General features: G+C 58.5%; 28 protein-coding genes, 1 tRNA gene and 1 riboswitch. Of the genes, 13 read left to right on the top strand and 16 right to left on the bottom strand.

Annotation, left to right across the window (positions count from 1 at the left end):
- Positions 1 to 4 precede the first annotated feature (4 nt).
- Positions 5 to 499: a peptidylprolyl isomerase B gene (ppiB, locus tag HWW83_RS15470; RefSeq protein WP_016928800.1), complete on the bottom strand. Its 495-nt coding sequence runs from the start codon at positions 497 to 499 to the stop codon at positions 5 to 7.
- A 309-nt stretch (positions 500 to 808) separates the two neighbouring features.
- Between ppiB and cysS the strand changes: the two genes are divergently transcribed.
- Positions 809 to 2,194: a cysteine--tRNA ligase gene (gene cysS / locus HWW83_RS15465; RefSeq protein WP_033642140.1), complete on the top strand. Its 1,386-nt coding sequence runs from the start codon at positions 809 to 811 to the stop codon at positions 2,192 to 2,194.
- Positions 2,195 to 2,252: 58 nt separating this feature from the next.
- Here cysS and ybcJ read toward each other — a convergent pair whose 3' ends face one another.
- Positions 2,253 to 2,465 (bottom strand): ribosome-associated protein YbcJ, encoded by a 213-nt coding sequence (gene ybcJ, locus HWW83_RS15460; protein ID WP_033642141.1) that lies wholly within the window; start codon positions 2,463 to 2,465, stop codon positions 2,253 to 2,255.
- Between the two features lie 10 nt (positions 2,466 to 2,475).
- On the bottom strand, positions 2,476 to 3,342 hold the full coding sequence (gene folD, locus HWW83_RS15455) for a bifunctional methylenetetrahydrofolate dehydrogenase/methenyltetrahydrofolate cyclohydrolase FolD (RefSeq protein ID WP_004940177.1): 867 nt from the start codon (positions 3,340 to 3,342) through the stop codon (positions 2,476 to 2,478).
- 205 nt (positions 3,343 to 3,547) lie between these two features.
- Here folD and HWW83_RS15450 point away from each other — a divergent pair, with 205 nt between their 5' ends.
- The 8 genes from HWW83_RS15450 (at position 3,548) to HWW83_RS15415 (ending at position 11,839) form a co-directional block, all read left to right on the top strand.
- Positions 3,548 to 3,757 carry a hypothetical protein gene (locus HWW83_RS15450; RefSeq protein ID WP_033642142.1) on the top strand — a complete coding sequence of 70 codons (210 nt, stop codon included), beginning with the start codon at positions 3,548 to 3,550 and terminating at the stop codon, positions 3,755 to 3,757.
- Complete coding sequence (locus tag HWW83_RS15445; RefSeq protein WP_050594405.1) at positions 3,754 to 4,062, top strand: hypothetical protein; 309 nt, start codon at positions 3,754 to 3,756, stop codon at positions 4,060 to 4,062. Before HWW83_RS15450 ends, HWW83_RS15445 begins: the two co-directional genes overlap by 4 nt.
- A 96-nt stretch (positions 4,063 to 4,158) precedes the next feature.
- Positions 4,159 to 4,235 (top strand) — tRNA-Arg (locus HWW83_RS15440).
- Between the two features lie 381 nt (positions 4,236 to 4,616).
- Positions 4,617 to 6,575 (top strand): acyltransferase family protein, encoded by a 1,959-nt coding sequence (locus HWW83_RS15435; RefSeq protein ID WP_069100254.1) that lies wholly within the window; start codon positions 4,617 to 4,619, stop codon positions 6,573 to 6,575.
- Positions 6,576 to 7,108: 533 nt separating this feature from the next.
- Positions 7,109 to 7,252: a hypothetical protein gene (locus HWW83_RS15430; protein ID WP_162837200.1), complete on the top strand. Its 144-nt coding sequence runs from the start codon at positions 7,109 to 7,111 to the stop codon at positions 7,250 to 7,252.
- Positions 7,253 to 7,377: 125 nt separating this feature from the next.
- The gene (locus HWW83_RS15425; protein WP_046686560.1) at positions 7,378 to 8,910 is read left to right on the top strand and encodes a glycosyltransferase family 39 protein; all 1,533 of its coding nucleotides are present in this window, start codon (positions 7,378 to 7,380) and stop codon (positions 8,908 to 8,910) included.
- A gap of 325 nt (positions 8,911 to 9,235) precedes the next feature.
- Positions 9,236 to 9,787 carry a flavodoxin family protein gene (locus tag HWW83_RS15420; RefSeq protein WP_033642149.1) on the top strand — a complete coding sequence of 184 codons (552 nt, stop codon included), beginning with the start codon at positions 9,236 to 9,238 and terminating at the stop codon, positions 9,785 to 9,787.
- A gap of 603 nt (positions 9,788 to 10,390) precedes the next feature.
- Positions 10,391 to 11,839 (top strand): GGDEF domain-containing protein, encoded by a 1,449-nt coding sequence (locus tag HWW83_RS15415; protein WP_033644213.1) that lies wholly within the window; start codon positions 10,391 to 10,393, stop codon positions 11,837 to 11,839.
- A 24-nt stretch (positions 11,840 to 11,863) separates the two neighbouring features.
- On the opposite strand, the gene HWW83_RS15410 is transcribed toward HWW83_RS15415, so the two are convergent.
- A complete protein-coding gene (locus HWW83_RS15410; RefSeq protein ID WP_004940042.1) occupies positions 11,864 to 12,343 on the bottom strand; it encodes a cold-shock protein in 480 nt (159 codons plus the stop codon).
- Positions 12,344 to 12,510: 167 nt separating this feature from the next.
- Here HWW83_RS15410 and HWW83_RS15405 point away from each other — a divergent pair, with 167 nt between their 5' ends.
- Entirely contained in the window at positions 12,511 to 13,020 is a 510-nt protein-coding gene (locus HWW83_RS15405) for a VOC family protein (RefSeq protein WP_015376923.1), read from the top strand.
- 36 nt (positions 13,021 to 13,056) lie between these two features.
- On the opposite strand, the gene HWW83_RS15400 is transcribed toward HWW83_RS15405, so the two are convergent.
- From HWW83_RS15400 to HWW83_RS15375, 6 genes are all read right to left on the bottom strand, one after another.
- Positions 13,057 to 13,884, bottom strand: coding sequence for an amino acid ABC transporter ATP-binding protein (locus HWW83_RS15400; RefSeq protein ID WP_015376924.1), 828 nt, complete (start codon positions 13,882 to 13,884; stop codon positions 13,057 to 13,059).
- Positions 13,885 to 13,893: 9 nt separating this feature from the next.
- Complete coding sequence (locus tag HWW83_RS15395) at positions 13,894 to 14,781, bottom strand: amino acid ABC transporter permease (RefSeq protein WP_176589404.1); 888 nt, start codon at positions 14,779 to 14,781, stop codon at positions 13,894 to 13,896.
- 30 nt (positions 14,782 to 14,811) lie between these two features.
- Entirely contained in the window at positions 14,812 to 15,339 is a 528-nt protein-coding gene (locus HWW83_RS15390) for a GNAT family N-acetyltransferase (protein WP_060659841.1), read from the bottom strand.
- Positions 15,340 to 15,348: 9 nt separating this feature from the next.
- Entirely contained in the window at positions 15,349 to 16,269 is a 921-nt protein-coding gene (locus HWW83_RS15385) for an ABC transporter substrate-binding protein (protein ID WP_046686561.1), read from the bottom strand.
- Positions 16,270 to 16,295: 26 nt separating this feature from the next.
- Positions 16,296 to 17,621 carry an LLM class flavin-dependent oxidoreductase gene (locus tag HWW83_RS15380; RefSeq protein ID WP_042783837.1) on the bottom strand — a complete coding sequence of 442 codons (1,326 nt, stop codon included), beginning with the start codon at positions 17,619 to 17,621 and terminating at the stop codon, positions 16,296 to 16,298.
- Between the two features lie 188 nt (positions 17,622 to 17,809).
- The gene (locus HWW83_RS15375) at positions 17,810 to 18,973 is read right to left on the bottom strand and encodes a M20 peptidase aminoacylase family protein (RefSeq protein ID WP_033651144.1); all 1,164 of its coding nucleotides are present in this window, start codon (positions 18,971 to 18,973) and stop codon (positions 17,810 to 17,812) included.
- Positions 18,974 to 19,318: 345 nt separating this feature from the next.
- Between HWW83_RS15375 and cspE the strand changes: the two genes are divergently transcribed.
- Positions 19,319 to 19,528, top strand: a complete 210-nt coding sequence (gene cspE / locus HWW83_RS15370; RefSeq protein ID WP_004940030.1) for a transcription antiterminator/RNA stability regulator CspE — start codon at positions 19,319 to 19,321, stop codon at positions 19,526 to 19,528.
- 57 nt (positions 19,529 to 19,585) lie between these two features.
- On the opposite strand, the gene HWW83_RS15365 is transcribed toward cspE, so the two are convergent.
- From HWW83_RS15365 to crcB, 3 genes are all read right to left on the bottom strand, one after another.
- Positions 19,586 to 20,776: a multidrug effflux MFS transporter gene (locus tag HWW83_RS15365; protein WP_089194379.1), complete on the bottom strand. Its 1,191-nt coding sequence runs from the start codon at positions 20,774 to 20,776 to the stop codon at positions 19,586 to 19,588.
- Between the two features lie 6 nt (positions 20,777 to 20,782).
- Positions 20,783 to 21,379 (bottom strand): TetR/AcrR family transcriptional regulator, encoded by a 597-nt coding sequence (locus tag HWW83_RS15360; RefSeq protein ID WP_033642155.1) that lies wholly within the window; start codon positions 21,377 to 21,379, stop codon positions 20,783 to 20,785.
- Positions 21,380 to 21,668: 289 nt separating this feature from the next.
- A complete protein-coding gene (crcB, locus tag HWW83_RS15355; RefSeq protein WP_016928782.1) occupies positions 21,669 to 22,052 on the bottom strand; it encodes a fluoride efflux transporter CrcB in 384 nt (127 codons plus the stop codon).
- A gap of 78 nt (positions 22,053 to 22,130) precedes the next feature.
- Positions 22,131 to 22,193, bottom strand: a riboswitch (Fluoride riboswitch).
- Positions 22,194 to 22,276: 83 nt separating this feature from the next.
- Here crcB and HWW83_RS15350 point away from each other — a divergent pair.
- Entirely contained in the window at positions 22,277 to 22,705 is a 429-nt protein-coding gene (locus HWW83_RS15350; RefSeq protein ID WP_033651145.1) for a GNAT family N-acetyltransferase, read from the top strand.
- A gap of 1 nt (position 22,706) precedes the next feature.
- Here HWW83_RS15350 and HWW83_RS15345 read toward each other — a convergent pair whose 3' ends face one another.
- Positions 22,707 to 23,774, bottom strand: a complete 1,068-nt coding sequence (locus HWW83_RS15345) for a diguanylate cyclase (RefSeq protein WP_176589403.1) — start codon at positions 23,772 to 23,774, stop codon at positions 22,707 to 22,709.
- 218 nt (positions 23,775 to 23,992) lie between these two features.
- On the opposite strand from HWW83_RS15345, the gene tatA reads away from it, so the two are divergent.
- Positions 23,993 to 24,208 carry a Sec-independent protein translocase subunit TatA gene (gene tatA, locus HWW83_RS15340; protein ID WP_004940019.1) on the top strand — a complete coding sequence of 72 codons (216 nt, stop codon included), beginning with the start codon at positions 23,993 to 23,995 and terminating at the stop codon, positions 24,206 to 24,208.
- Positions 24,209 to 24,301: 93 nt separating this feature from the next.
- On the opposite strand, the gene lipA is transcribed toward tatA, so the two are convergent.
- Entirely contained in the window at positions 24,302 to 25,267 is a 966-nt protein-coding gene (gene lipA / locus HWW83_RS15335) for a lipoyl synthase (protein ID WP_004940018.1), read from the bottom strand.
- On the bottom strand, positions 25,260 to 25,928 hold the full coding sequence (gene lipB, locus HWW83_RS15330; protein ID WP_015376934.1) for a lipoyl(octanoyl) transferase LipB: 669 nt from the start codon (positions 25,926 to 25,928) through the stop codon (positions 25,260 to 25,262). Before lipB ends, lipA begins: the two co-directional genes overlap by 8 nt.
- Positions 25,929 to 25,958 lie beyond the last annotated feature (30 nt).

Below are 25,958 nucleotides of genomic sequence, written 5' to 3'. Positions count from 1 at the left end.
GCGATTACTCGCTGACGGTCACGCTGTTGATCACCACGTCTTCTACCGGTACGTCCTGGTGCATGCCGCTGCGGCCGGTTTTCACGCCTTTGATCTTGTTGACCACGTCCATGCCTTCAACCACTTCAGCAAACACGCAGTAGCCCCAGCCCTGCACGTTTTCGCCGCGGAAGTTCAGGAAGTCGTTGTCAGCCACGTTGATGAAGAACTGTGCGGTGGCGGAGTGCGGATCGTTGGTGCGCGCCATTGCCAGGGTGCCGATGGTGTTTTTCAAACCGTTGTTGGCTTCGTTCTTGATGGCCGCGTTGGTCGCTTTCTGGTTCATGCCCGGCTCGAAACCGCCGCCCTGGATCATGAAGCCGTTGATCACACGGTGGAAGATGGTGTTGTCGTAGAAACCGGCGCGGCAGTAGTTCAGGAAGTTTTCAACGGTAACCGGCGCTTTGTCAGCAAAGGTCTTGATAACGATATCGCCGTGATTGGTGTGGAAAGTAACCATAGTTTTAATCCTAACAAGGTGAAGTGAGACGTCACGTAAAGCGAGTGAACATTCAGACCGCCCTTATAACATATCCGCCCCAGCGAGTCAGCAGCGGGTCAACCGCGCACTGTCTGTGGTAATTGTATTTATGTTATATTATAACAATTGCGCCGGCCGGCGAATTTTGCGCTTTTTCTTCGCGTGAAGTCAGCAAAGCATGGCCTTAACCTTGCAATAGATCAGGCTTCAGGTTTCAATACGCTACCGGGCGTTAAACCTGAAGCCCGGTTATCTTTTTTGTTATCACGCACACCACGGAATCTCCCGATGCTAAAGATTTTTAATACCCTGAGTCGTCAAAAAGAGGAATTCAAACCCATTCATGCCGGGAAAGTGGGCATGTACGTGTGCGGGGTAACCATCTATGACCTGTGTCACATCGGCCACGGTCGTACCTTTGTCGCTTTCGACGTGGTGGCGCGTTACCTGCGCTATCTCGGCTATTCGCTGAACTACGTGCGCAACGTCACCGACGTGGACGACAAAATCATCCGCCGCGCGGCGGAAAATCATGAGACCTGCGACCAGCTGACCGAACGCATGCTGGCGGAAATGCATGCCGACTTCGACGCGTTGCTGATCGATCGCCCGGACAGCGAACCGCGCGCGACCCAACACATCGCCGAGATCATCGAGATCACCCAGCGCCTGATCGATCGCGATCACGCCTATGTGGCCAGCAACGGCGACGTGATGTTCTCCATCGACAGCGATCCGCAGTACGGGCTGCTGTCGCGCCAGGATCTGGAGCAGCTGCAGGCCGGCGCGCGCGTAGAGATCGACGACGTTAAGCGCAACCCGATGGACTTCGTGCTGTGGAAAATGTCCAAGCCGGGCGAGCCGAGCTGGCAGTCGCCGTGGGGGCCGGGCCGTCCGGGCTGGCACATCGAATGCTCCGCCATGAACTGCAAACAGCTGGGCACCCACTTCGACATCCACGGCGGCGGTTCCGATCTGATGTTCCCGCACCACGAGAACGAGATCGCGCAGTCGAGCTGCGCCCACGACGGCCCGTACGTCAATTATTGGATGCACTCCGGCATGGTGATGATCGACAAAGAGAAGATGTCCAAATCGCTGGATAACTTCTTTACCATTCGCGACGTGCTCGGCCATTACGATGCGGAGACGGTGCGTTACTTCCTGATGTCCGGCCACTATCGCAGCCAGCTGAACTACAGTGAAGAGAATCTCAAGCAGGCGCGCACCGCGCTGGAGCGCCTCTATACCGCGCTGCGTGGCACCGACGCCAATGCCGCGCCGGCCGGCGGCGAAGCGTTCGAAGCTCGCTTCCGCGAAGCGATGGACGACGACTTCAACACCCCGGAAGCCTACTCGGCGTTGTTCGATCTGGCGCGCGAGGTTAACCGCCTGAAGGGGGAAGACATGGCGGCGGCCAGCGGCATGGCGGCGGAACTGCGCAAGCTGGCGAACGTGCTTGGCCTGCTGCAGCAGGAGCCGGAGCAGTTCCTGCAAGGAGGCGCACAGGTTGACGACGGTGAAGTGGCGGAGATCGAAGCGCTGATCAAACAGCGTAACGAAGCGCGCGCCGCCAAGGACTGGGCGCTGGCGGATGCCGCGCGTGATCGCTTGAACGAGATGAACATCGTGCTGGAAGACGGCCCGCAGGGCACCACCTGGCGCCGTAAGTAATCCGGCAGAAGGAAATAAAAAAGGCGCTGAATTCAGCGCCTTTTTCTATGGCTGCGGGTTAGGGTTTAACCATGACCTTGCCGCCGCCGAACTCCACCACCTGATCGGCGACGATCTTGCAGCGCTTGCGGGTTTCGACCTTACCGTCGACTTTCACCTGCCCTTCGGCGATGACTTCTTTGGCGGCGCCGCCGCTTTCACACCAGCCCTGGAACTTCAGCAGATCGCACAGTTCGACATGGGGATGATTGTCCAGATTGAAAATTTCCATACTGCCTTACTTATTTAGGTTGAACGTCGTGATATTCCTCGCAGGCCTGCAAGGTATTTTGGATCAGTGTAGCCACGGTCATCGGGCCAACGCCACCCGGCACCGGGGTGATGTAAGCGGCGCGCTCGCTGGCGGCGTCGAAATCGACATCGCCCACCACTTTACCGCTTTCCAGGCGGTTGATGCCGACGTCCACTACGATGGCGCCCGGTTTGATCCAGTCGCCCGGAATGAAGCCCGGTTTGCCGACCGCCACCACCAGCAGATCGGCATTCTCGACGTGGTGGCGCAGGTTTTTGGTGAAGCGGTGGGTGACGGTGGTGGTGCAGCCGGCCAGCAGCAGCTCCATGCTCATCGGGCGGCCGACGATGTTGGACGCGCCGACCACCACGGCGTTCAGGCCGTAGGTATCGATGTTATAACGCTCCAGCAGGGTGACGATGCCGCGCGGCGTGCATGGGCGCAGCTTGGGCGCGCGCTGGCACAGGCGGCCGACGTTGTACGGGTGGAAGCCGTCGACGTCTTTGTCCGGATGGATGCGTTCCAGCACCTTGACGTTATCGATGCCGGCCGGCAACGGCAGCTGCACCAGAATACCGTCGATTTCCTCATCGGCGTTCAGCTGGTCGATCAACGCCAGCAGCTCGGCTTCACTGGTGGCAGCGGGCAGGTCGTAGGAGCGGGAGAGGAAGCCGACTTCATCGCAGGCGCGGCGCTTGCTGGCGACGTAAATTTGCGAAGCCGGATTCTCGCCGACCAGCACAACCGCCAGCCCTGGCGCGCGCTTGCCGGCCGCCAGACGTTGTTTCACTTGCTCAGCCACTTCGTTTCTAACCTGCTGCGCAATCGTTTTACCATCAATAATCTTTGCTGACATCAGTGTGGAAATCCATCAATTAAGAAAAGCGGGGATGCCGCTATTCTGGCAGAAGCTGAGCGCGCTGTCAGGCGCAGAATCACCCTCGCCGCCGTTGGCGAGACCGATTTACGCTTTTTTTATGCCGGCTTCAGGAACCTCTACGCCATTTTTACCGGCATTTGCATACGCTGGGGCCATACACAGGGCGAAAGAGGGCAGGATCATGAGAGCGATAACCCGGCTTTATCCGTTGCATCATCAGCCTGATCGGCAACCGGCGCAGCCTAAGCACGTTGGCGAGACGGTGTTCGATTCTTCGCTGCATCCGGCGGACAGTGAGCAACTCAACGCGCTGCATCAGCTTTGTCAGCACCAGGCGACGCCGTCGTGGCGGGCGCGCCTGAGCGCCCTGTGGCGGAAGCTGTGCGCATGAACGGCAGCGCATGGGTAGGGTGCGCGCTATTGCTGGCTTGGGCGCCGTGGAGCCAGGCTTCTTTAAACAGCGCACGCCCTGACTCCGCTCCGGGGAAAAGAGGGGAGGCGACCTGCAACATGCAGGTGGTTGAGCATGCCGATTGGGGCGACATTACGGCGGTCGTTCAGTCCGTGCGCCTTTGCCTGCGGCGGGGCGATGGGCGGCAAGGGGCCGGACGCACGCCAGGCGATACCGCTGTCGGCCTGGCGCAACGCAGCATAGCGCGGGCCGCCGCACGGGCGCTGGCGGAAAAAACGCCATAAAGCACCGTCGCCGCCGTAACGTCATGAAAAGGCATTGACTCGCTAACCTCTGACCGTATAATCGCAACCCGCAACCACAGGTTGCCGCATCTCAATGCGCCCTTAGCTCAGTTGGATAGAGCAACGGCCTTCTAAGCCGTAGGTCATAGGTTCGAATCCTATAGGGCGTGCCATTTTGAAGTCAACACATCTCTACGAAGCCTTCTTATCCTTATCTTTCCCTCAACTTATTGTATTTTCTGTTAGTAACCCTACTGGGAACTCGGTTATACCCAAATAAACTTATCGCTGATGTCTCTGAGGGAGGAGCACTTCGTCGAAGTCTTTTATGCAGCGCCATACGCGAGCAGAGAGAGAGTTAGGAGAAAACCTCACTAAGAGGATGCCCTTATTCTCAGACGAGGCTCCATTGCCATGCTGCCTCTATCAAAAGTGGTTCCCTGCGGAGTGGTAAAAATCCGATTAATGGAGGGCTACTATAGGTAAAATTCTACTCATGGTGCAAAATGCGACGTCTTCGCTATCTGCATAAATCTTCATTAATGAGTGTTGCTATGTCTTCTAATGCAAGGGTTTTCCGGCATGATATCAATGGGCTTCGCGCTTGGGCAGTAATCGCTGTCGTTCTGTTCCATTTTGGCGTTCCTGGCTTTGTTGGTGGTTTTGTAGGGGTGGATGTGTTTTTTGTGATCTCAGGTTTCCTGATGACGCAAATAATTGTTTCTGGTATAGAAAGTGGCAACTTCTCCCTTTGGCGTTTCTATCTGGCTCGCGCACGCAGAATCATTCCCGCATTGTTGGCTTTGAGTTTTACCCTACTGATTCTCGGTTGGTTTTTCCTCACCTCTGTAGACTACAATACCCTTTCAAAGCATGTGTTAGTTGCCGTACTGTTCATTTCAAACGTAAAGTTTTGGAAAGAATCTGGCTATTTTGATGCTGCATCGCATGAAAAGTGGTTGCTTCATACCTGGTCATTATCGGTTGAATGGCAATTCTATATTGCACTTCCCGTCGTTTTGTTGGTTGTGTGGCGTTTTTGGAAAACGTCAGGGGTGAAATTCACCCTGTTTGGTGGTTTTTTGCTCTCCTTTGCTCTCGCTTGCTATTTAGCTGTCACCTTACCCAGCGCCGCGTTCTTTTTGTTGCCGACAAGGGCGTGGGAGATGTTGGCTGGTGGAGCAGTATGGTGGTTGACTCGGAATAGTCACTTCTCGAAAATTAAAGCTCAAATAATGGAACTGGTGGGTTTCATCCTAATCGTTGTTGCAATCGTGTTTTTCACACCTAAGCTTGCGTGGCCGGGGGCTTATGCGATGGTTCCAGTAGCAGGGGCGATGCTGGTGCTCGCTGCGGCCAGACAGGGATCAATTTTTACATCTAACTATATTGCAGAGCGGGTGGGCGTTTCGTCGTACTCTATTTATCTTTGGCATTGGCCCATAGTGGTTTTTCTTGCTTACAACAACACCGCGGGAGATTGGCGATGGATGCTGGGGGGATTGCTGCTCAGTTTGGTTTTAGGTGAGCTTTCTCTGCGTTTTATTGAAAATCCGGCTCGTAAGAAATTAGCTAAGCAAAGCGATTGGGGGAATGTTTTCAGTATCGGTTCCTGTATGGTGATTATCTGCGCCGCTACTGTCGTCATGTTTAAACACCATTTTATCAACCGCGTACCGGAACAGATCGATCTTATCGCTAATGAAAGTCTCAATTCCAACCCCAAGCACGCCGACTGCTTCGCTACGACGGGCACGACCTCCCCGGGATGCATATTCGGCGGCAGTGAAATTAAGGCGGTAGTCGTCGGTGATAGCCATGGTAATGCTATGGTTACAGCCGTGGAAGCGGCATTGCCAAGCAAAGACGATGGCGTGTTGAATCTTACCTATGCGGGTTGTCCTACGCTCTACCGGGCAAAAACAGTACCTGGTGAAGCTGAGGATCATCAGGATTGTTATGGCTTCAATCAATGGCAACGGAAAAAACTGGCAAGCCTGGATAGTTCTATTCCTATCGTGATCATCAACAGAACCTCGGTATATGCCTTTGGACGGCATAATGTCGAAGAAAAAATGCGTACGCCGATCGTCTATTTCTCTGAGGTCAGCTCGAATCCGAAGCCTGAATTCCTCGCGGAATTCAAGTCATCTTTGGTTGAGTCTGCCTGTGAGTTAGCGGCCAAACATCCTGTTTTCATGATGCGGCCTATGCCGGAAATGATGTCTAATGTCCCTAAAACCCTGTCACGGGCCATGATGTTTGGGAAGGATGCTCCGCATATTTATCTGTCGGAGGCTGACTATATGAAACGTCATTCGTTCGTATGGCAAGCACAGGACGAAGCTGCAGAAAAATGTGGCGTGAAAATTCTGAATCCATTACCACTAATTTGTAGTGGTGGGAAATGTGAAAGCACATATAGCGGGCGCCCTATTTATTATGATGATAACCATGTAAGTGAATACGGGAATAAACTGTTGGTGCCGATGTTCAAAACGATTTTTGATTGATTCGTTGTCGTATGATACTGGCCGGAGATATCAGGTATACAAAGATGTCTCCGGCACAAGGTAGAGTGATGTTGTGTTCAAAGTCATTTTGACGAGGTAACTTAATCTTTCTTCACGAACGAGACGCGTTCGTTGTCATGTTGTGTTACTTCGCTAACTTTCAGTGAGTAGCGGAGAGAAAAATGCGTACATTATGGAAGCGATCGGCGGCTCGTTGCTTAACGAAGGTTGGAGCAACGAAATGGGCTCCCAGGCGTTGGGCTGGATAACAGCAACAATCGAGAGAACGGTTTTCTGTTCCGCTCTATGAACCTCGTGAAGCACTGACCGACTCTTGGTACGTTTGAAGACGATGGCTATGAACGGAGGGCTGCCAGCGTTACCATTGCCGGGGTGACGCCTTATCTACATGCTGAAGATATGGCGTGCTGCCGTCTCTCTGAATGAGCGTGAGGCAAACGACCCGCCGCCAATTGAACCTTCGTTTATTTTGCCGCGTTACAATAGGTGAAAATTTCCCCATGGAGCCTATCGTGCGCAAATCCAGATTCTTTCTCGTGACCTTGCTGTGCCTGTGCGGCGCCGCCGTGCTGTACGTCATGGCTTACCGGGCGTTGGGGCATTACCTCAGCGACGGGGAGAAGGCCTACCCGGACATCACCGTTGAAATCCGCTGAGGGCCGTGCGCCGCCGCGGTGATTGCGCCGATTTTTTCGCACTGATTTACCCGCCATTTACCCGCCGTCGGCAATGATGACGCCGCGTCTCCACACTGTGTGGTTCTCTTGGGCGGAATGCGGTTATGTCACTGCAACAGGTATCGAATGTTTCTTTGAGCAATAACGGCTTAAAAGGCATCGGTTACAAACATTACGCGTTGGCGATCGTGGCGTTTTCGGCGATCGTGCGGTTTATTTCCTTAACGGATCGGTATTTTTGGTGCGACGAGGCCTCCAGCGTGCTGACCAGCCGCTATGATGTGGGCGCTTTGCTGTACCATGCTTCCTTCGATGTTCACCCGCCGCTTTATTACCTGCTGCTGCATGGCTGGATGGTGCTGTTTGGCGACGGCATTATGGCGGCCCGCGCGCTGAGCCTGGTGTTCGGCGTGATGACGGTGGCGCTGGCGATGCGTTTTACCCGTTGGTTGGCCAACGAGCGGGCGGCGCTGACCGCGGGATGGCTGATGGCGATCATGCCGATGGCGGTGCGTTACAGCCAGGAGGCGCGCATGTACGCGCTGATGGGGCTGCTGGCGATCGCCGCCGCCATGGCGCTGGCGAAGTGGCTGAAAACGCCGGATAACCGCCGCTATCTGGCGCTGTATGCGCTGTTGATGACGCTGAGCTTTTATACTCACTACTTCACGATTTTCACGCTGATCGCGCACTGGCTGGTGGTGTTGGCGCTGTCGTGCCGCCGCGAAGGCGAGTGTTACATCAGGCTGCCGGCGTGGTGGGGGGCCAATGCGGCGATTGGAGTGGCCTATATTCCCTGGCTGCTGGTGCTGCTCAATCTGCTGGCGCATATTGCCGAACTGCGGGTCGGCGGCGACGTCGGTTGGATCCCTCAGGTTGCCTGGGGCGATCTGCCGGCGATGTATTGGCGTTTTCTCACCGGGCATGATGGCAGCAACTATCCCACGATCATTCTCTGGCTGCTGCCGGCGATGTTTGTCGCCTTATGTTCACTGCTGCTGTGGCGGCGCCAGATGCCGAGAAAATATGCGCTGCTGCTGCTCGGCGGCATGCTGATCCCGGTGACGTTGGTATTCGCCATTTCCTGGCGTTCGCCGCTGTTTGTCGATCGCTACCTTTATTCCGCCGCGCTCGGCATTCCGCTGGTATTGGGCGTGCTGATCGCCGGTACGAAAAGCCGGGTGCGCGGGATCTCTTTGCTGCTGTTCTTCAGCCTGCTGTTCGGCTGCGGCGTGCGCAACGACTATCCGGTCGAGAAAGATGAATTCAAGGTGATGGTGCACTACATCAACAGTAACTATCAGCCCAACGATGCGGTGGTGGTCAGCAACATGTTCAACTACCTGAGCTATGTGTATTACAACAAGAAGGGCTATCGCGCCTTGCTGTATACCCCCGCCAGGCCCAACGGCATTTCGGGCAAGCCCAATGCCTATGGTTTCGGCACCTTTTTCCACGATCGGGCGGCGCAGACCTACGTCGATAACCTCAGTGCGTTAGCGAAAGGCTATCGCCGGGTCTGGCTGGTCAGCGGCGGGGATTTCAATCAGGACTTCGGCCGTTCGCCGCCGGGGTGGGTCAATACCGGCACCTTCAAAAGCGGCGGTTTCGAGTCGAGGCTATTCGTGGTGCCTTGAGCGGAATGTCATATTTCCCATTCGGCGTTACATCTGGCCGAGCAAACTTACGCGGGGATGACAGTTCTATACATTGGGATTGGTACTGTAGCTCTACCCGATGATGTTGTGTGTTATCCATTCCCTGTAGTGTATTACCCCATCCCTGTTAAGTTTATCCCGCCTTGTGCGGGATTTTTTTATCTGCACATACCCGGCGGCGCGTAGCGCGATTTTTTTGAATAACACCGTCAGTTTTATTCAGTATTCAGCCGTTGCGCGCTTGATTAGATTGAACGCGAGATGGGCGTCGTCGGCGCCTCTGTGCAATGAGTGGAGAATTTCTATGGCGAAGACAGTAGTGGTGTTTCATTCCGGCTACGGCCATACCGAGCGTTTGGCGAAAGTGGTGGCGGAAGGCGCAGGGGCCGAACTGATCGCTATCGATCAGGAAGGCGATATCAGCGATGAAGCGTGGCAGAAGCTGGATGAGGCGGACGCCATCATCTTTGGCTCACCGACCTATATGGGCGGCCCGTCCTGGCAGTTCAAGAAATTCGCCGACGCCAGCTCCAAAGCCTGGTTCGGCCGCAAGTGGCAGGACAAAGTGTTCGGCGGCTTTACCAACAGCGCCAGCCTGAACGGCGACAAGCAGGTTACGCTGATTGCGCTGCAAACGCTGGCTTCTCAACATGGCGGCCTGTGGGTCAGCTTGGGGCTGCTGCCGGCCAACACCAAATCGGCGCAGCGTACCGATGTCAACAACCTGGGCGGGTCGGTGGGGCTGTTGGTGCAGACGCCGTCGGATGCCGGCGTGGACGAGATGCTGTCGGGCGATTTGGCGACCGCCAAGCTCTATGGCCAACGCGTGGCGGGCTTTGCCGCCAAACTGGCGTAAGGCCTTGCCGCGTGCAGCGTTCATTTTCTCTGCACATTTGGCGTGTAAGCTGCGAAATGTTATTAGCCTGCTTGGGCTAACGCTGCATTTCGTACAAATATTCCCGGTTCCTAGGCCGGGTTTTTTGTTGCTAAGGTCTGCTTAAGCTTTCGCCGCTACACTGCATGGCAGCACAGGCATGCAATGAATGGCTGTGTCGTAACTGTCGATTTGCTGTTGTTCAAGCAAGCCCGCTTTAGGCGGGCTTTTTTTGGGTTGTTATTGCACGGGCGGCCCAGTTGCAGGAAAATAATCGCGTAGTTATTCAAATATCATTCAACGAGCAATAACCACAATCTTATTAATGTAATTAACGTCGGTCGGCGGCCTATTACGCTTTGCGCTATGCTGTCAGCAGAGCTGAGCATTATTTTCCGACGGTATGCGGGGGAGTCCGCCGCCGCCACATTAGGTTAAGAAAAGTCTGTTAATTAATTGTTAATGCTTTTTATTATTGATTTGTCTGGCTTTTTTGGTTGAAATCCGGGTTGATTATCCCTCACTGGCCGGGCGAGAGAGTATGCACATTATTATTCTGGTTATTAGCAAAATATGGGCGAGGCGATGAACGCCAGAATAAACGCCAGGCATGGCCTGCCGCTTACGGTTCAGCTTATCAATCTTTTCATGCTGGCCTTTTTACTTTCCCTGGTGGGCATTCTTAGCCGGCCGATTGGCTCGCTTTCTTTATTTTGGCCGGTGAATGCGATTCTGCTCGGCCTGCTGCTGCGGAAACCCGCTTACGCCACGCCGCTCGGCTGGCTCACGACCTATCTGGGCATGGTTGCCGCCGATCTCAGCACCGGCGAGGGCTGGTCTTTGGCGCTGTGGCTGAACGCCTGCAACATGTCGCTGATCGTCGTCGGTTACGGCATCATGCTGATGCTGCCGCAATCTCAACGGCGCATGGGTAAACCCCAGGCGATACTCTATATGTTCAGCGCCAGCCTGGCCGGTGCGGCGGTGGCGTCGACGCTGTCCGTGCTGCGCAACGATAGCCTGTACAACAACACGGTGGTGGTCGCCTGGCTGGCCTGGTTCAGCGAACAGTTTTCGACGACCCTGCTGCTGTTGCCGGTGCTGATGGCGGCGCCGCGGTTGAAACAGCTGTTGCGCATGCAGGTGCGTTGGCGCTTGAAAGGCTGCCTGCCGCTGCTGGCGCTGCTGCTGTCACTGGCGTTCAGCGTCTATATCGGCGGGCCGGGCGCGATCGCCTTCCCGATCCCGGCGCTGCTGTGGTGCGCGGTGCGCTACCAGCTGTTCCCGGTGACGTTGCTGACGCTGTTGACCGGTATGTCTGAGATCAGCAGCATCTCCGCCAACCTGGTGCTGTATGAAACGCCGAACAACCATAATGCCTTCCTCGACACGCTGATGTCCGCCCGATTGGGTATCGCCATGCTGGTGATGGGGCCGCTGATCCTCGCCAGTTCCATCGCGGCCAACCGTAAGCTTATGCGGCGTCTGGAGCACAGCGCCAACCACGATTTCCTGACCGGCGTGCTGGCGCGCAGCGCGATGACGCGCAAAGCGGGCGAGCTGTTGGAGCACAAGCACCGTTCCAAAGAAGCGGTGTCGTTACTGCTGATCGATATCGATCATTTCAAGCAGATCAACGATACGCACGGCCACAGCGCCGGCGATCAGGTGCTGGCGTCGTTCGCGCACATCGTGCGGCGCGAGCTGCGGCACGATCAGCTGTTCGGCCGCTTGGGCGGGGAAGAGTTCGCCATCATGCTGCCGCGCGCGTTGGCGGCGCAGGGCGTGGCGCTGGGGGAGCATCTGCGCCGGTTGGTGGAGCAGACGGAGCTGCAGGCGGAAGGCAAGCAGACGTTGAAAATCACCATCAGCGTCGGCGTCGCCAGTTTGGCGATGAACGAGGTGAAATCGCTGGAGCAGTTGATGAACATGGCGGATATCGCGCTGTATCGTGCCAAATCGCAGGGGCGTAATCGGGTGGAGTCGTTCAACGTGGTGAACGGCAACAGCGTCGAGCATATCCTGTTCCGCTAGGGCTCGACGCTGGGCAACCGGCGCTTACAGGCTTTTCAGCGCCTTGATGGTCTCATCCATGTCGATCTCGTGCTCGGAGAAGGTATGGGTGGTGTTCTGGAAGGTGGTGATGGTCAGCATGCGCAGCGTTTGCATGGCCTGCGCCTGGTCTTCGGACTGCGGGCGAATGCGGTTCATCAGCAGGCCGACTGACAGCACGGTGTTCTCTTTATCCACGTCGGCTTTGACCGGCACTTCCTTGGTGAAGGTATTGAAAGACTTGATGCTGGTGATCTTGATTCTTTCATTGGCGATAATGATGTATTTGCTGGGCGCCAACACTTTGACCGCATAAGCCGACGGGCCTTTGGTGTTGTTGGTCGGTTCGAAGGTCACCGCCGCGTTTTTCTTAATCAGCTCCGGGTTTTGCACTTTAATCACGTGAAAATAACGATTTTCTCCGTTCTCGTCGGTAATAAAGCCGAAGCCTTTGTCTTCAAAAAAAGTCGTTATCTTGCCGTTCATCGCTATTCTCACAAAAAGGTTCAATACAGCGCTTATGATAGCGCGGAATGCCTTGCAGCGACAGATTGCGCGGGCGGCATTTAGTCATGCGATAACGGCATTTAGCGGCTTCCCAGCGACATGCTATGTTCATGCTGACTTTATTCAATGCGCAAAAAGGAATAGCGATGGGCATCAAACGTCTCAATCACGCCGTGCTGTACGTCAGCGACGTGCGGCAGAGCGCCGACTTTTATCATCAGGTATTGGGCTTCAAGCTGAAGCCGTCCGACAGCCCCGATCGGGCGGTATTTACCCAGGCCGCCGACTCGGACAACGATCACGATTTGGCGTTGTTCAGCAAGAACCTGGGCCAGCAGCGCGCCGGGGTGTTTCGCGCCAACGGCGAGCCGCCGGCGGAGCATGAGCCGCCGGCCGGGCTGTATCATCTGGCCTGGGAAGTGGACAGCCTGGAAGAGCTGGAGCGCATTCGCCATCAGCTGGCCGAACGCGGCATTCTCGGGTTGGAAGAGGATCACGGCGTGCACAAAAGCATTTATGGTCACGACCCGGACGGGCTGCTGTTTGAGGTGACCTGGTTTATTCCCCCGGCGTTGCTGACCGAAGAGGACAAAAACCAGCAGGGGATCCGCCCGTTGGATTTCGCCGCCGAGAAGCGGCGTTTCGCCGGCCTCTAACCTGCTCCTGCGCGGGGCGCATCGGCGCCCCGACGCTCACAGTACTTTGTTGAGGAAGTTGACGGTGCGCGGGTGCTGCGGCTGAGCCAGCACCTGTCTGGCATCGCCCTGCTCGACGATCTGCCCGTCGACCATAAACACCACCCGATCCGCCGCTTCGCGCGCAAAGCCGATTTCATGCGTCACCACCACCAGCGTGACGCCCAGATCCGCCAACCCTTTAATCACGTCCAGCACTTCGCCGACCAGCTCGGGATCGAGCGCGGAGGTCGGCTCATCGAACAGGATCACCTTCGGGTTCAGCGCCAGCGCGCGCGCGATGGCGATGCGCTGCTGTTGGCCGCCGGAGAGGTGGCGCGGGTAGGCGTCCGCCTTGTGGCGCAGCCCGACCGTATCCAGCAGCTCATAGGCCACCGCTTTCGCCCGTTCGCGGGAGTGGATCTTGTGCACCACCGGCGCTTCGATGATGTTTTCCAGCACCGTCAGATGCGGGAACAGGTTGAAGTTTTGGAACACGTAGCCGACGTTGATGCGCTGCCGGAGGATGGCCTTTTCCTTCAGCTCGTACAGCCGGTTGCCCTTGCGGCGGTAGCCGACGTAGTCGCCGTCGATGCGGATAAAACCCTCGTCGACGCGCTCCAGATGGTTGATCGCCCGCAGCAGCGTCGATTTTCCGGAGCCGGAAGGCCCGAGGATCACGGTCACGGTGCCCGGCTGCAGCGTCAGGCTGACGTCGTCCAACGCCTTGTGTTTGCCGAAGAATTTGCTGACGTTGCTGATTTCGATCAGGCCGCGCGCCGGCACCGGGGTGAGGTTGCGTGCCGGCTGTTCGGGCAAGGCGTAATAATCAATGGCTTCAGACATGCGGGTCTCCTAACGTTTTAGCCAGCCGGCCAGTTTCTGCCAGGGCGTCGGCGGCAGTTCGCGCACCGCACCCCGGGCGAAATAGCGTTCGATGTAGTATTGGATCACCGACAGGGCGGTGGTGATGAACAGATACCAGACGGTGGCCACCATCAGCAGCGGTATCACCTGCTGGGTGCGGTTATAGATCACCTGGATGGTGTAAAACAGCTCCGGCAGCGCCAGCACATAAACGATTGAGGTGCCTTTCGCCAGACTGATGATCTCGTTGAATCCGGTCGGAATAATGGATCGCAGCGCCTGCGGCAGAATGATGCGGAAGGTGCGGCGATAGCCCGGCAGGCCCAGCGCTGCCGCCGCTTCGTGCTGGCCGTAATCCACGCCCAGGATGCCGCCGCGGATGATCTCGGCGGTATAGGCGGACTGCACCAGCGTCAGGCCCAGCACCGCCACGGCGAACTGGCCGAGGATATCGATGGTCGGGTAGCTGGCGAACACCACCGAGGTAAAGGGAATGCCCAGCGAGATGGCGTCGTACAGATAGGAAAAGTTATACAGGATGATCAGCACCAGGATCAGCGGCAGCGAGCGAAACAGCCAGATATACCCCCAGGCCAGCGACGCCAGCAGGTAAGAGCGCGACAGCCGCGCCAGCGCCAGCAGGGTGCCGAACAGAATGCTGAACAGCGTGCCGAGCAGCGTCAGCAGCAGGGTCTGTCCCAGCCCCGCCAGCACCGCCGGGGCGAAGAACCACTCGGCGAACACGCCCCATTCCCAGCGCGCGTTGCCCGCCACCGATTGCACGATGGCGACCAGAATAAACAGCGAAAACAGCGCGCCGATCAGCCGCAGCGGATAGCGGGCGGGCACCACTTTCAAGACTTCTTGTTTGGACATGTCATGTCTCCTGATACAGATAAAGGGGCCTTAGGCGATTTTCCTTTCCGACGCGCAACAACAGGCGTCCTCTGCAATCAGGCTTTTGCGGAACGGCAGGCGGCCATCGTAGGGCGGGCGGCTGTAAACCTCGCTGTCGACGGTGGGATCGAACTGCGGCTGATAACCGTTGCTCAGGTACAGGCCCACCGCTTCGGGCTGGCGAAAGCCGGTGGTCAGATAGAGCCGGCGATAACCCTGCGCCAGCGCCAGCGCTTCCAATTGCTGCAACACCCGTTGCGCCAGGCCCTGGCGGCGCAGATCGCCCCGCGTCCAGATACGCTTCAGCTCGGCGGTTTGCCCGTCATAGCGCTTGAAGGCGCCCATGGCGATCGGCGCACCGGCGCGCAGCAGCACGATGAAGGCGCCCTGCGGCGGCGCGTACAGGTCCAGCGGTTCCGGTTCCTGGTCACCAAAATAGTCGCCGTAGCGCTGACGATATTCGCCGAACAGCCCCTCGATCACCGGGGCGATCAGCGGGTCGGTCGGCAGCGTCTGAATGAAAGTGTCTTGCGTCATCGCGCGCTCCTAATCGCCCAGACCGGGCGGGTTGATTTCCGACTGTGCAAGGCGTTCGACGCTCTCGCCCCAGCGGTTGAGCACCTGATCGTACTGTCCGCTGCGGATCGCGCCGTTCAGCGCTTCATTCACCGCCTGCACCAGCCCGTTGCCTTTACGGGTGGTGACGGCGATGTGCGCCGCCTTGGGCCAACCGCCTTCCACCGTGCCCGCCAGCCGGGTACGGCCATTCAGCGCCGCTTTATAGGCGCCCAGCACGTTGGGCCCGAAATAGGCGTCGGCCCGGCCGGACTGGATCGCCAGCGTGGCGGCCGCATCGTCGGTCACGTAGATCGGCTGGAAGGGTTTGAGCCCCTGCTGCCGATTCTGCTTGTCCCATGCCAGCAAGATGGCTTCCTGGTTGGTGCCGGAGCCGACGATGATCTTTAATCCGGCGATATCGGCAGGCTGTTTGATCGTCGCTATCTTGCCGCCGGTTTTGACATAAAAGCCGAGCGAGTCGATGCGATAGGTAGCGAAGTCGAAGCGGGTTTTGCGCTCTTTGGTGACGGTGACGTTGGTGATGGCCGCGTCATACTTGCCGGAAACCACCCCCAGCGGCCAGTCTTCCCACGAGGTTTGCACTACGTTCAGTTCCAGCCCCAGGCTGTCGGCCACCAACTGCGCGATATCCACTTCGCTGCCGATAAGCCGCCGGTTGTCGGCGGCGAACAGCGCCAGCGGCGGCGTGTTGAGCGCGGCGATCGCGACGGTGAACCGGCCCGGCTTCACGAAGCGGAAATCGGCCGGCAGCTTGGCGATCGCCTGCGGGTTTTTCGGCGCATGGATAGGGGTTTCATTGGCCTGCAAATCGATGCCGGTGCCCGCCTGCGCGGCGCCGGTCAGGCTCAGCAAGGCCGCCACGAGAGCGGCGGTAACGGTTTTCTGCATAGCGGGTATCCCTGAAAACGATCTTATTATTGGGTGAATCTGTTCAACGGACGCTTCAGGCCCAGGTGCTCGCGCAGCGTATCGCCGTGGTACGCCTGGCGGAACAGGCCGCGCCGTTGCAGGACGGGCACCACCCGATCGACGAAGTGCCCGAAGGCGTTGGGCGTACCGCCGCTGATGATGAAGCCGTCGGCGGCTTCGCCGTCGAACCAGCGTTGCAGGCCGTCCGCCACCGCTTCCGGCGTGCCGCTGAACACCGGGCGCGGCGAGGCGGCTTCCAGCGCCACCTGGCGCAGCGTGAGGTTACGCTCGCGGGCGTTGCGCTTGATGGCGTCGGTGGTGCTGCGGAAGCTGTTTTGCCCCAGATCGCCGATGTCCGGGAAGGGCGCGTCCAACGGATGGCGGGAAAAGTCGTAATGTTCGAAGTAGCGGCCCAGGTAGTTGAGGGCGTTCTCGATGCTGACCAGACGGGCGGTCTCCTGGTACTGGCGCTCGACGTCCGCATCGTCGTCGCCGACGATCACACTCACGCCCTGGAAGATGCGCAGGTCGTCCGGTTCGCGCCCCTGTTCCACCAGCTGCCGCTTCACGTCCTGGTAGAAATCCTGCGCCTGCTCCAGCGTGTCGTGATGGGTGAAGATCGCATCGGCGTGCTTGGCCGCCAGCCGTTTGCCGTCTTCGGAGGCGCCGGCCTGGAACAGGATCGGGCGGCCCTGCGGCGTGCGGCCGATGTTCAACGGCCCCTGCACCGAGAAGAACTCCCCCTGATGATTGAGGGTGTGCAGTTTCCCGGCGCGGAAAAATTCGCCGCTGGCCTTATTGCGCACGAAGGCATCGTCCTCCCAGGAGTCCCACAGTCCTTTGGCGACGTCGAGAAACTCGCCGGCGATGCGGTAACGCAGGCTGTGCTCCGGGTGTTCGGCGCGCGAGAAGTTTTTGGCCGAACCTTCCAGCGGCGACGTCACCACGTTCCAGCCCGCGCGGCCGTTGCTCAGGTGATCGAGGCTGGCGAACTGGCGGGCGACGGTGAACGGATCGCTGTAGGATGTGGAGAGCGTGCCCACCAGGCCAATTTTGTCGGTGGCGGCGGACAGCGCGGCCAATAAGGTCAACGGCTCGAAACGGTTAAGAAAATGCGGAATGGACTTTTCGTTGATATATAAGCCATCGGCGACGAAGACGAAATCGAATTTCCCCTGTTCGGCTTTTTTCGCCGAGGCGATATTAAATTCGAGGTTGATGCTGGCGTCGGCGGTGGCGTCCGGGTGGCGCCAGGCGGACATATTTCCCGATGCGCCGTGCAGAATGGCGCCCAGCCGTAATTGCCGTTGATTATTCGCGTTGTCGCTCATCGTGATTATCCTGTCATGCGCCGAAAGGCGCGCGGTGTCTGATGCGTCCACTATTGATGAGCGCTGGCGGGATGTAAAACAACAAAACAGCATATTCAAATGTTGAAAACTGCAAATATCACGGCGAGCGAAAATAATAATCCCCGGCGCGGCATCAGCGGCGTCGGGGAAATACTATTTCACGTTATTCAGGCGTTGCTGAGGGCTTTTTTCGCTGCGGGGGTTAATTGCTGCAGCGTGCGCTCCGCCAGCAGCGAAAAATAGTGGGCGGCAGGAAAGAGGGCGCGCTCATCGGGATTGAAACGCGGATGGTGCAGGCCGAATTCGCTGGCGGAGCCGATGCTGACGAACGCGCCCGGCACGTGATGCAGATACAGCGCGAAATCCTCGCCGCCCATTTGCAGCTCCGCCTCTTCGACCCGGTAGCCGGCCTCGGCGGCGACGGTTTTGCTGAACGCCGCCCAATGGGCGTCGTTGATCACCGCCGGCGGCCCCGGCTGCCAGTGGAGTTCGGCCTGCGCGCCGAGCGCGGCGGCAACGCCGTCGATCACCTGGCGAATTTTATCCGGCACTTGGCGGCGCACCGCATCGCTGTGGGTGCGCACCGTGCCTTCCAGCTCGACGGTTTGCGGCAGCACGTTCCAGGTATTGCCGCCTTCGATGCGCGTCACGCTCACCACCAGCGATTCCAGCGAGCTGAAGCTGCGGCTGGGCAGCGTTTGCAGCGCGCCGACGATCTGGCTGGCGGTGACGATGGTATCGACACCCTGTTCCGGTTTGGCGGCGTGGGCGCCTTTGCCGGTGATGCGGATCTGGAAGCGATCGACGTTGGCGTAGAACGGCCCGGCGCGGGTGGCGAAGGTGCCGGTGGGCAGCTCCGGCGCATTGTGCAGGCCAAATATCGCCGCGACGTTATCCAGCGCGCCGGCGTCGATCAGGTGTCGGGCGCCGTTGAAGGTCTCTTCCGCCGGCTGGAAGAAGATGCGCACCGTACCCGCCAGTTCGGCTTCACGCGCTTTGAGCAGGTGTGCGGCGCCGAGCATTACCGAGGTGTGAAAGTCGTGCCCGCAGGCGTGCATCACGCCGCTGTTTTGCGAACTGAAGGGCACGTCGGCGATTTCGTCGATCGGCAGGGCGTCGATGTCGCCGCGCAGCGCGATGATCGGCCCCTGGCCGCTGCCGATCTCCGCCACGACGCCGGTTTTCAGCGCCAACGGCAGAAGGCGAATGCCCGCCTCTTGCAGCCAGCGGGTCAGGCGGGCGGTGGTGGCGAATTCATGATTGGAAAGCTCCGGGTTTTGGTGCAGTTCACGCCGATAGGCGATGATCTTGTCTGCCAACTGGCTGGTCATAGGCTTGGCTCACAGTGGGAAATAAACCCTAACCCTAGTGCAGGGGCCGCCGAAGCAAAAAGACCATCTGGTTATATTTCATAGCGATTGTGTCTGCACGGCGCGTCAACGATGGGGGGAAGGGGCAGGTTTAGGCGTTCGCGCGTTGTTCGCCGGCGCAGGGAGAGGATTGACCTGGAACGGTAACTTACTGCAACCGGTGTCATTCATTTACACCGGACAACACGGATTTTTTCACTCTTTATCGGATTTCTGTGATCGCGGTGGTGGACAAAATCCTGCCTGCTTGCTGTACTGTAATCGACACAGGTTTTGTGTCTTTCATTCACGTTAAAGGTAAGTTTGATGTCTAAGATTAAAGGTAGCGTTAAGTGGTTTAATGAATCCAAGGGCTTCGGTTTCATTACTCCGGAAGATGGTAGCAAGGACGTTTTCGTTCACTTCTCTGCCATCGTTAGCAACGGTTTCAAAACGCTTGCTGAAGGCCAGCGTGTAGAATTTGAAATCACGAACGGTGCCAAAGGCCCATCTGCCGCTAACGTTACTGCTATCTAAGCTGCGTAGCTGAATTTCTTAAAACCCGCTCATTGAGCGGGTTTTTTATTGGGCGCGTTATGCGTCGCTGCGGCGGGCCAACAGGCTGAACAGCAGGATGGCGATGGCGTAGCAGCCGACGATGGTCAGCGCCATCGACAGAGCCGAGGTGCCGCCCAGCCCGGTGAGCGGCACGGCGCAGGCGCCGAGCGCGAACATGCACACGCCGATCAAGGCCGACGCGCTGCCGGCTTTGTCCCCCTGGCTTTGCATCGCCAGCGACGAGGCGGTCGGGCCGACGATGCCGATCACCGCCACCGAGAAGAACAGCGGCACCAGCAACACGACCAGCGGCGCATGCAGCGCGGCGGCCAACAGCAGCAACAGCGATGCGACGGCCGCCAGCGTTAACCCGCCCCTCAATACCCGGCGTTCCCCCCAACGTGAACTGAGACGGCTGGCCAGCTGCGCCGCAATGATCAGCCCGACGCCGTTAATGGCGAAGCACAGGCTGAACATCTGCGGGCTGAGGCCGTAGATCTGCTGCAAGACGAAAGGCGAAGCGCCGATATAGGCGAACATGCCGGCCATTACGAAGCCCTGCGTCAGGCACAGGCCCATGAAATAGCGCTGGGTCAGCAACCCGCCGAGCGACATCAGCATCGCCAGAATGCCGCCCTGGCTGCGGCGCTCGACCGGCAGGGATTCGCGCAGCTTCAGCGCCGACAGGCTGAACAGCAGCACGGCGATGGCCGCCAGCACGCCGAAGATGCCGCGCCAGTTCATCACCTGCAGCATGACGCCGCCCAGCACCGGCGCGACGATCGGCGCCAGGCCGTTAACCAGCATCAGCAGGGCGAAGAAACGGGTCAGCTCGTGGCCGGCGTACAGATCGCGAGCAATGGCGCGGGAAATCACCGCCCCGCCGGCGCCGGCGATGCCCTGGAGCAGGCGGGCGATCAGCAGTTGGTCAATGGTGGGCGCCAGCGCGCACCACAGCGAAGCGCCGAGCAGCAGGATCAGCGACAGCAGCAGCGGGCGCATACGGCCCAGTTTGTCGCTGTAAGGGCCAAAAATCAGCTGGCCGACGCCCAGGCCGAGCAGCCCGGCGGTCAGGCTGAGCTGCGCGGCGGCGGTGGAGGTATTCAGCTCGCCCGCCATTTCCGGCAGAGCGGGCAGATAGAGATCGGTGCACAGCGGCCCCAGCGCGGCCAACAGGCCAAGCACGACGGCGTACACCAGACGTTGTCTGGCTAAGTGTTTGGTCATGGGAGATTAAGATTTCCTGAACAGGTGAGAAATGGCCTGCTGATACAGATCGCGCAGCAGGGACGCATCGGCTTTTTGCGTGGTAAGGATACGGTAACCGGTGCCTTCGCTCATGACGGCGATAAACTCCACCCGCGCGGCGATCTCTTCCGCGCTGAAATCGGGATACAGCCGCTGCAGGTTGTGGCACACGTGGCGAAACAGTCGCGCCTCCGCATCGCTGAGCAGTTTGGCCACCACCGGGTTGCGCGTGGCCTCGGCGGTCACTTCCAGCATCAGCATGTGATCGGTTTCGCTCTCGCCCGGTTGCTGAAACAGCGTGCGCGCCGCCAGCGTGCCGGCGATCAGGTTGATGTGATCGCCAAGGTTTTCCAGGCGCTGCATCTTGCTGGTGATGATGCGATTGACGATCTCTTCGATAATCGCGTCTTTATTGGCGAAATAGCGATAGATTTGCCCGACGCTGAGCTGCGAGCCCTGGGCAATCTCCGCCATGCTGGCGGCATGGAAGCCGTGGCGGCGGAAGCTGGTTTTCGCCGCTTCGACGATCTGATCGCGGCGCGCCTGCACTTTGGCCTGTTTACTGTCGTTGGGGGAGAGCATCTGCCCGATCCTTTGCTGCGCGTGAGCCGGGTTCACAATTTTGGGTGTGAACGTTCATTCTCAATTGTAGTGTAACGGATGGGGAGGACGCAAGATGAACGCGCGTTGCGGGGAAAAGGTGTTTAGGCGAACAGGTAGGCGTTGATAAAGGCGGCGACGATCAGGACGCACAGCGCAACGGCAATCGCTTCGGCGGCGGTTTTCGGCAGGCTAAACATAGCGGTTTCTCATCCAGTCAGGGGTACTGGATGAGATTATGCGCATGCAAGATTAAGGAAACATTAAGGGCTTAGCGCCCGTTGAGCCACATCACCAGCATAAAGGCCAGCAGCGTCATCGCCAGCGAGCCGGCCAGGTTGAGCAGCATGTTGGCCAGCGCCCAGCCGAAGCGGCCATCCTGCATCAGGTATACCACCTCCAGCGAAAAGGTGGAGAAGGTGGTCAGGCCGCCGCAGAAGCCGGTGGTGATCAGCAGTTTCCAGGTGGGATCCAGGTGTGTCATGCGGGTGAAAATCGCCATCGCCAGACCGATGATAAAACCGCCGATCAGATTGACCATCAGCGTCCCTAGCGGAATGTGGGCGTTCAGCGGATTCATTTTCATGCTTACCGCCCAGCGCAAAACGCTGCCGACGCCGCCGCCGATAAAGACGGCCAGTAAAGAACTCAACATGGGGCAACTCCCTTTCAAACAGAGAAATTCACGGGCTCGGAAAGGGACAGGCGTAACGCTACGCGCCTCTCTCCGAGAGGTTACGTAGACATCATCAGCCTGTGAAGGCGGTTAGGGAGGAATGTCATCTCCAGCGTGCCGCACGGCCTTTTTCACCGTACCCGATGGATGTTACACCTAACGCCGTCTATTTTGTAGTATCGACCCCCTGCGAGGTAAAACCGATGGAAATCAGAGCGGCGCGTCTGGGCGACCGGCACGCTATCGCCGAATTGATGACGGCGTTGGGCTATCCCGGCACCGAGGCGTTTCTGACGCAGCGCATGCAGCAACTGTTGGCGCACCCGGACGAGGCGCTGCTGGTGGCGGCGGACGGGGCGCAAGTGCTGGGCGTGTTGTCGCTGCATTTCCTGCCGCAGCTGGCGTTGGCCGGCGACATTGGCCGCATCAGCTATTTTTGCGTCGACGATCGGGCGCGCGGCGCGGGCGTGGGGCGGCGGTTGTTGGCGGAGGGAGAGGCGTTGGCGCACCGTCGCGGCTGCGATCGGTTGGAGGTTCATTGCCACAGTCGCCGCGAGCGGGCCCATGCGTTTTACCTGCGCGAAGGCTTTGTTGAAGCGCCGAAGTATTTTGCCAAGTTATTAAGTCAGTAAGTTACTCCCCTGGCGGCACTGCCGTTTCCAGCCGGTTGCGGCCGTTTTGCTTCGCCCGATAGAGCGCGCTGTCGGCCGCTTTCAGCCAGTCCAGATAGCCGCCCAACGCGGGGTGGTAGTTGGCGATGCCGGCGCTGATCTGCAGCCGCAGTTGCGGCGCCTCCTTGAAGCTGACCGCATCCAGCCGCTGTTGGATGCGTCGCAGGACGATTTCCGCCTGCTCGGCGTTGGTGTTCGGCAGCAGCGCGCCAAACTCGTCGCCGCCGTAGCGCCCGACGATATCCACGTTACGCAAGCCGATCAGCAGCTCTTCCGCCAGCGCCGCCAGGGCCTCATCCCCCAAAGCATGGCCGAAGGTGTCGTTGATGGTTTTGAAGCGGTCGATATCCATCAGGATCAGCGTGGCGTTATCCTGGTAGCGACGGCAGCTGTCGAACTGGCGATGCAGCAGATGCTCCCAGTGGCGACGGTTGTATAAGCCGGTCAGCCCATCGCGGGTGCTGATGCGCTGCAGCTCCTGTTTCTTTTCCGCCAGCCGCTTGGCGGTGCGGTAAGTCACCAGCCCGAGCAGCGTCGGGTAAAGGTAGATCATCGGCAGGCACAGATAGACCTGCAACGGCGTGCTGTAGGGGTGAAACGGGAAGCCGAGCAGCGCGGCGGTGAACGCCGCCGTGGCCAGTTGCATGGCCAATCCTTTTACAAACAGCGCTTTGCCGGCTGAAGCGATGTTATTCATGCTCATCATCGACAGGATGACGATGGCGGGCAGCGCGTTGAACGCCATCATCGCCGCCCAGAAGCCGCCGAAAGCGGAGTCGATCAACAGGTTGCGAATTTCGGCTTTGAACGGATCTTTGGCGCGGCGGGCCAGGCGGTAGGCGAGATGCGGCCAGAGAAAGCCGTGAAAGGCCAGCAATAGCCAGACCGCCGCGGGCGGAGCCAGGGAGTAGAGCGCGGCGCAGACGCAGATAAAGCCGAGCCCCAGACCGACGGCGCGGGGCAGGTAGGTGCGTTTGGCGAAGCTGAGGCCGGATTTTCGGGCATCGAAAATGGGTGGGGCAATATACATCCGGCATCTCCCTGATGAGTATCATGGCAGCGTATCATGCGGGTGATAAACTAAGAATAGTCTGGGATTCACGTCCAGAGGCCCTGTGGCATTACTGCGACCGATCTCACTCTGTTACATGTTGCGGTTGTGCGAGCCGAAGGAAAGTCGCTAAATATTCGCAGGCAAGGTCAGTTTTTCTCGCTGTTCACGCAGCGCTCTATGATAAGAAGGTGAGTATGGAAGGTATCAGCATTACCAAACTTCTGGTGATTGCGGTGTTGGTGATTTTACTGTTCGGCACCAGCAAACTGCGTACGCTCGGCGCCGATCTTGGCGCGGCGCTGAAAGGCTTTAAAAAAGCCGTGGGCGATGACAGCACGCCGCCGGCCGCCGGCAACAACGCCGCCGAAAGCCAGTCCGCTCAGCAGAGCGTCGAAAAGAAAGACGTTTAACCCCGTCTGACTGCGCGCAATAAAAAACGGATGCCTTGCGGACATCCGTTTTTTGGCGTTTCCGCCGTCTATAGCGTAACAAACTATTACGCGTTATTTCACTTCCATCCCTTTGGCCTGCAGATCGGCGTGGTAAGACGAACGCACGAACGGGCCGCAGGCGGCGTGGGTGAAGCCCATCGCCATCGCTTCTTCTTTCATCTCGTCAAACTCGGCAGGGCTGACGTAGCGCTGCACCGGCAGGTGGTGACGGCTCGGCTGCAGGTACTGACCCAGCGTCAGCATGGTCACGCCGTGGCGACGCAGATCGCGCATCACTTCAATGATTTCCGCGTTGGTTTCGCCCAGGCCGACCATCAGGCCGGATTTGGTCGGGATATCCGGGTGCGCTTCTTTAAAGCGCTCCAGCAGCTTCAGCGACCATTCGTAGTTGGCGCCCGGACGCACCTGGCGGTAGACGCGCGGCACGTTTTCCAGGTTGTGGTTGAATACGTCCGGCGGCGTGGCGGTGAGGATCTCCAGCGCGCGGTCCATACGGCCGCGGAAGTCCGGCACCAGCGTTTCAATTTTGATGTTCGGGCTTTTGGCGCGGATGGCGGAGATGCAGTCGGCAAAGTGCTGAGCGCCGCCGTCGCGCAGATCGTCGCGGTCAACCGAGGTGATCACCACGTAACGCAGCGCCATGTCGGCGATGGTTTGCGCCAGCTTTTCCGGCTCGTTGGCGTCCGGCGCGATCGGGCGGCCGTGGGCCACATCGCAGAACGGGCAGCGGCGGGTGCAGATGGCGCCGAGGATCATAAAGGTAGCGGTACCGTGGTTGAAACACTCGGACAGGTTAGGGCACGAGGCTTCCTCACAGACGGAGTGCAGGCCGTTCTTGCGCATCGCGGCTTTGATGCCCTGAATGCGCGTTGAGTCGGCAGGCAGTTTGATCTTCATCCACTCGGGTTTACGCAACAGCTCCTGCCGTTCGGTGACCACCGTTTTGACCGGGATCAGCGCCATTTTGTCAGCATCGCGGTATTTGACGCCGCGTTCCATCTGAATTGGTTTACTCATAATCGTGCAGGTTCCAGTTACGAAGCTCGACCGTCTGGTAGCCGAGTAAATGAACAAATTCCTGTACCAGGATTGGGTGTATGTCTTCAATGCCAACGCCGGGCGCCAGCGCGCTGACCTGCGTCATCTGCATACCGGCGTAACCGCAAGGGTTGATGCGTTGGAAGGGGCTGAGATCCATTGCCACATTCAGGGCCAGGCCGTGGAATGAGCTGCCTTTGCGGATCCGCAAACCCAACGAACAGATTTTCTGCTCCCCCACGTACACGCCGGGCGCATCCGGACGGGCGCGCGATGCGAGGCGGAAGTGGGCGAGAGTGTTGATAACCGTATCTTCTATCGCCGTGACCAACTGACGTACGCCGACCTTGTTGCGTTTCAGATCGACCATCACGTACATCACCTGCTGACCCGGCCCGTGGTAGGTCACCTGGCCGCCGCGATCGCTCTGGACAACCGGGATGTCGCCGGGCATCAGCACATGTTCGGCTTTGCCGGCCTGACCCTGGGTGAACACCGGGTGATGCTGCACCAGCCACAGCTCGTCCGGCGTGGTCTCGGTACGACTGTCGGTGAAGTTATGCATGGCTTGGGATACAGGCGCGTAGGGCTGCAACCCCAGCTGACGCAAAATGATCTTGTCTGGTTGCAAAAGAGTCATCGTCAGGTTACAGAAGTGGTAAAGCCATTA

The organism is Serratia ureilytica, assembly GCF_013375155.1.
Taxonomy (GTDB): domain Bacteria; phylum Pseudomonadota; class Gammaproteobacteria; order Enterobacterales; family Enterobacteriaceae; genus Serratia; species Serratia ureilytica.
This window is presented reverse-complemented; position numbering and strand designations above follow the sequence as displayed.

What these genes read in the sequence shown, in the direction of transcription:
- ppiB (WP_016928800.1), bottom strand. Translation starts at nt 499, where the DNA reads ATGGTTACTTTCCACACCAATCACGGCGATATCGTTATCAAGACCTTT.
- cysS (WP_033642140.1), top strand. Translation starts at nt 809, where the DNA reads ATGCTAAAGATTTTTAATACCCTGAGTCGTCAAAAAGAGGAATTCAAA.
- ybcJ (WP_033642141.1), bottom strand. Translation starts at nt 2,465, where the DNA reads ATGGAAATTTTCAATCTGGACAATCATCCCCATGTCGAACTGTGCGAT.
- folD (WP_004940177.1), bottom strand. Translation starts at nt 3,342, where the DNA reads ATGTCAGCAAAGATTATTGATGGTAAAACGATTGCGCAGCAGGTTAGA.
- HWW83_RS15450 (WP_033642142.1), top strand. Translation starts at nt 3,548, where the DNA reads ATGAGAGCGATAACCCGGCTTTATCCGTTGCATCATCAGCCTGATCGG.
- HWW83_RS15445 (WP_050594405.1), top strand. Translation starts at nt 3,754, where the DNA reads ATGAACGGCAGCGCATGGGTAGGGTGCGCGCTATTGCTGGCTTGGGCG.
- HWW83_RS15435 (WP_069100254.1), top strand. Translation starts at nt 4,617, where the DNA reads ATGTCTTCTAATGCAAGGGTTTTCCGGCATGATATCAATGGGCTTCGC.
- HWW83_RS15425 (WP_046686560.1), top strand. Translation starts at nt 7,378, where the DNA reads ATGTCACTGCAACAGGTATCGAATGTTTCTTTGAGCAATAACGGCTTA.
- HWW83_RS15420 (WP_033642149.1), top strand. Translation starts at nt 9,236, where the DNA reads ATGGCGAAGACAGTAGTGGTGTTTCATTCCGGCTACGGCCATACCGAG.
- HWW83_RS15415 (WP_033644213.1), top strand. Translation starts at nt 10,391, where the DNA reads ATGAACGCCAGAATAAACGCCAGGCATGGCCTGCCGCTTACGGTTCAG.
- HWW83_RS15410 (WP_004940042.1), bottom strand. Translation starts at nt 12,343, where the DNA reads ATGAACGGCAAGATAACGACTTTTTTTGAAGACAAAGGCTTCGGCTTT.
- HWW83_RS15405 (WP_015376923.1), top strand. Translation starts at nt 12,511, where the DNA reads ATGGGCATCAAACGTCTCAATCACGCCGTGCTGTACGTCAGCGACGTG.
- HWW83_RS15400 (WP_015376924.1), bottom strand. Translation starts at nt 13,884, where the DNA reads ATGTCTGAAGCCATTGATTATTACGCCTTGCCCGAACAGCCGGCACGC.
- HWW83_RS15395 (WP_176589404.1), bottom strand. Translation starts at nt 14,781, where the DNA reads ATGTCCAAACAAGAAGTCTTGAAAGTGGTGCCCGCCCGCTATCCGCTG.
- HWW83_RS15390 (WP_060659841.1), bottom strand. Translation starts at nt 15,339, where the DNA reads ATGACGCAAGACACTTTCATTCAGACGCTGCCGACCGACCCGCTGATC.
- HWW83_RS15385 (WP_046686561.1), bottom strand. Translation starts at nt 16,269, where the DNA reads ATGCAGAAAACCGTTACCGCCGCTCTCGTGGCGGCCTTGCTGAGCCTG.
- HWW83_RS15380 (WP_042783837.1), bottom strand. Translation starts at nt 17,621, where the DNA reads ATGAGCGACAACGCGAATAATCAACGGCAATTACGGCTGGGCGCCATT.
- HWW83_RS15375 (WP_033651144.1), bottom strand. Translation starts at nt 18,973, where the DNA reads ATGACCAGCCAGTTGGCAGACAAGATCATCGCCTATCGGCGTGAACTG.
- cspE (WP_004940030.1), top strand. Translation starts at nt 19,319, where the DNA reads ATGTCTAAGATTAAAGGTAGCGTTAAGTGGTTTAATGAATCCAAGGGC.
- HWW83_RS15365 (WP_089194379.1), bottom strand. Translation starts at nt 20,776, where the DNA reads ATGACCAAACACTTAGCCAGACAACGTCTGGTGTACGCCGTCGTGCTT.
- HWW83_RS15360 (WP_033642155.1), bottom strand. Translation starts at nt 21,379, where the DNA reads ATGCTCTCCCCCAACGACAGTAAACAGGCCAAAGTGCAGGCGCGCCGC.
- crcB (WP_016928782.1), bottom strand. Translation starts at nt 22,052, where the DNA reads ATGTTGAGTTCTTTACTGGCCGTCTTTATCGGCGGCGGCGTCGGCAGC.
- HWW83_RS15350 (WP_033651145.1), top strand. Translation starts at nt 22,277, where the DNA reads ATGGAAATCAGAGCGGCGCGTCTGGGCGACCGGCACGCTATCGCCGAA.
- HWW83_RS15345 (WP_176589403.1), bottom strand. Translation starts at nt 23,774, where the DNA reads ATGTATATTGCCCCACCCATTTTCGATGCCCGAAAATCCGGCCTCAGC.
- tatA (WP_004940019.1), top strand. Translation starts at nt 23,993, where the DNA reads ATGGAAGGTATCAGCATTACCAAACTTCTGGTGATTGCGGTGTTGGTG.
- lipA (WP_004940018.1), bottom strand. Translation starts at nt 25,267, where the DNA reads ATGAGTAAACCAATTCAGATGGAACGCGGCGTCAAATACCGCGATGCT.
- lipB (WP_015376934.1), bottom strand. Translation starts at nt 25,928, where the DNA reads ATGACTCTTTTGCAACCAGACAAGATCATTTTGCGTCAGCTGGGGTTG.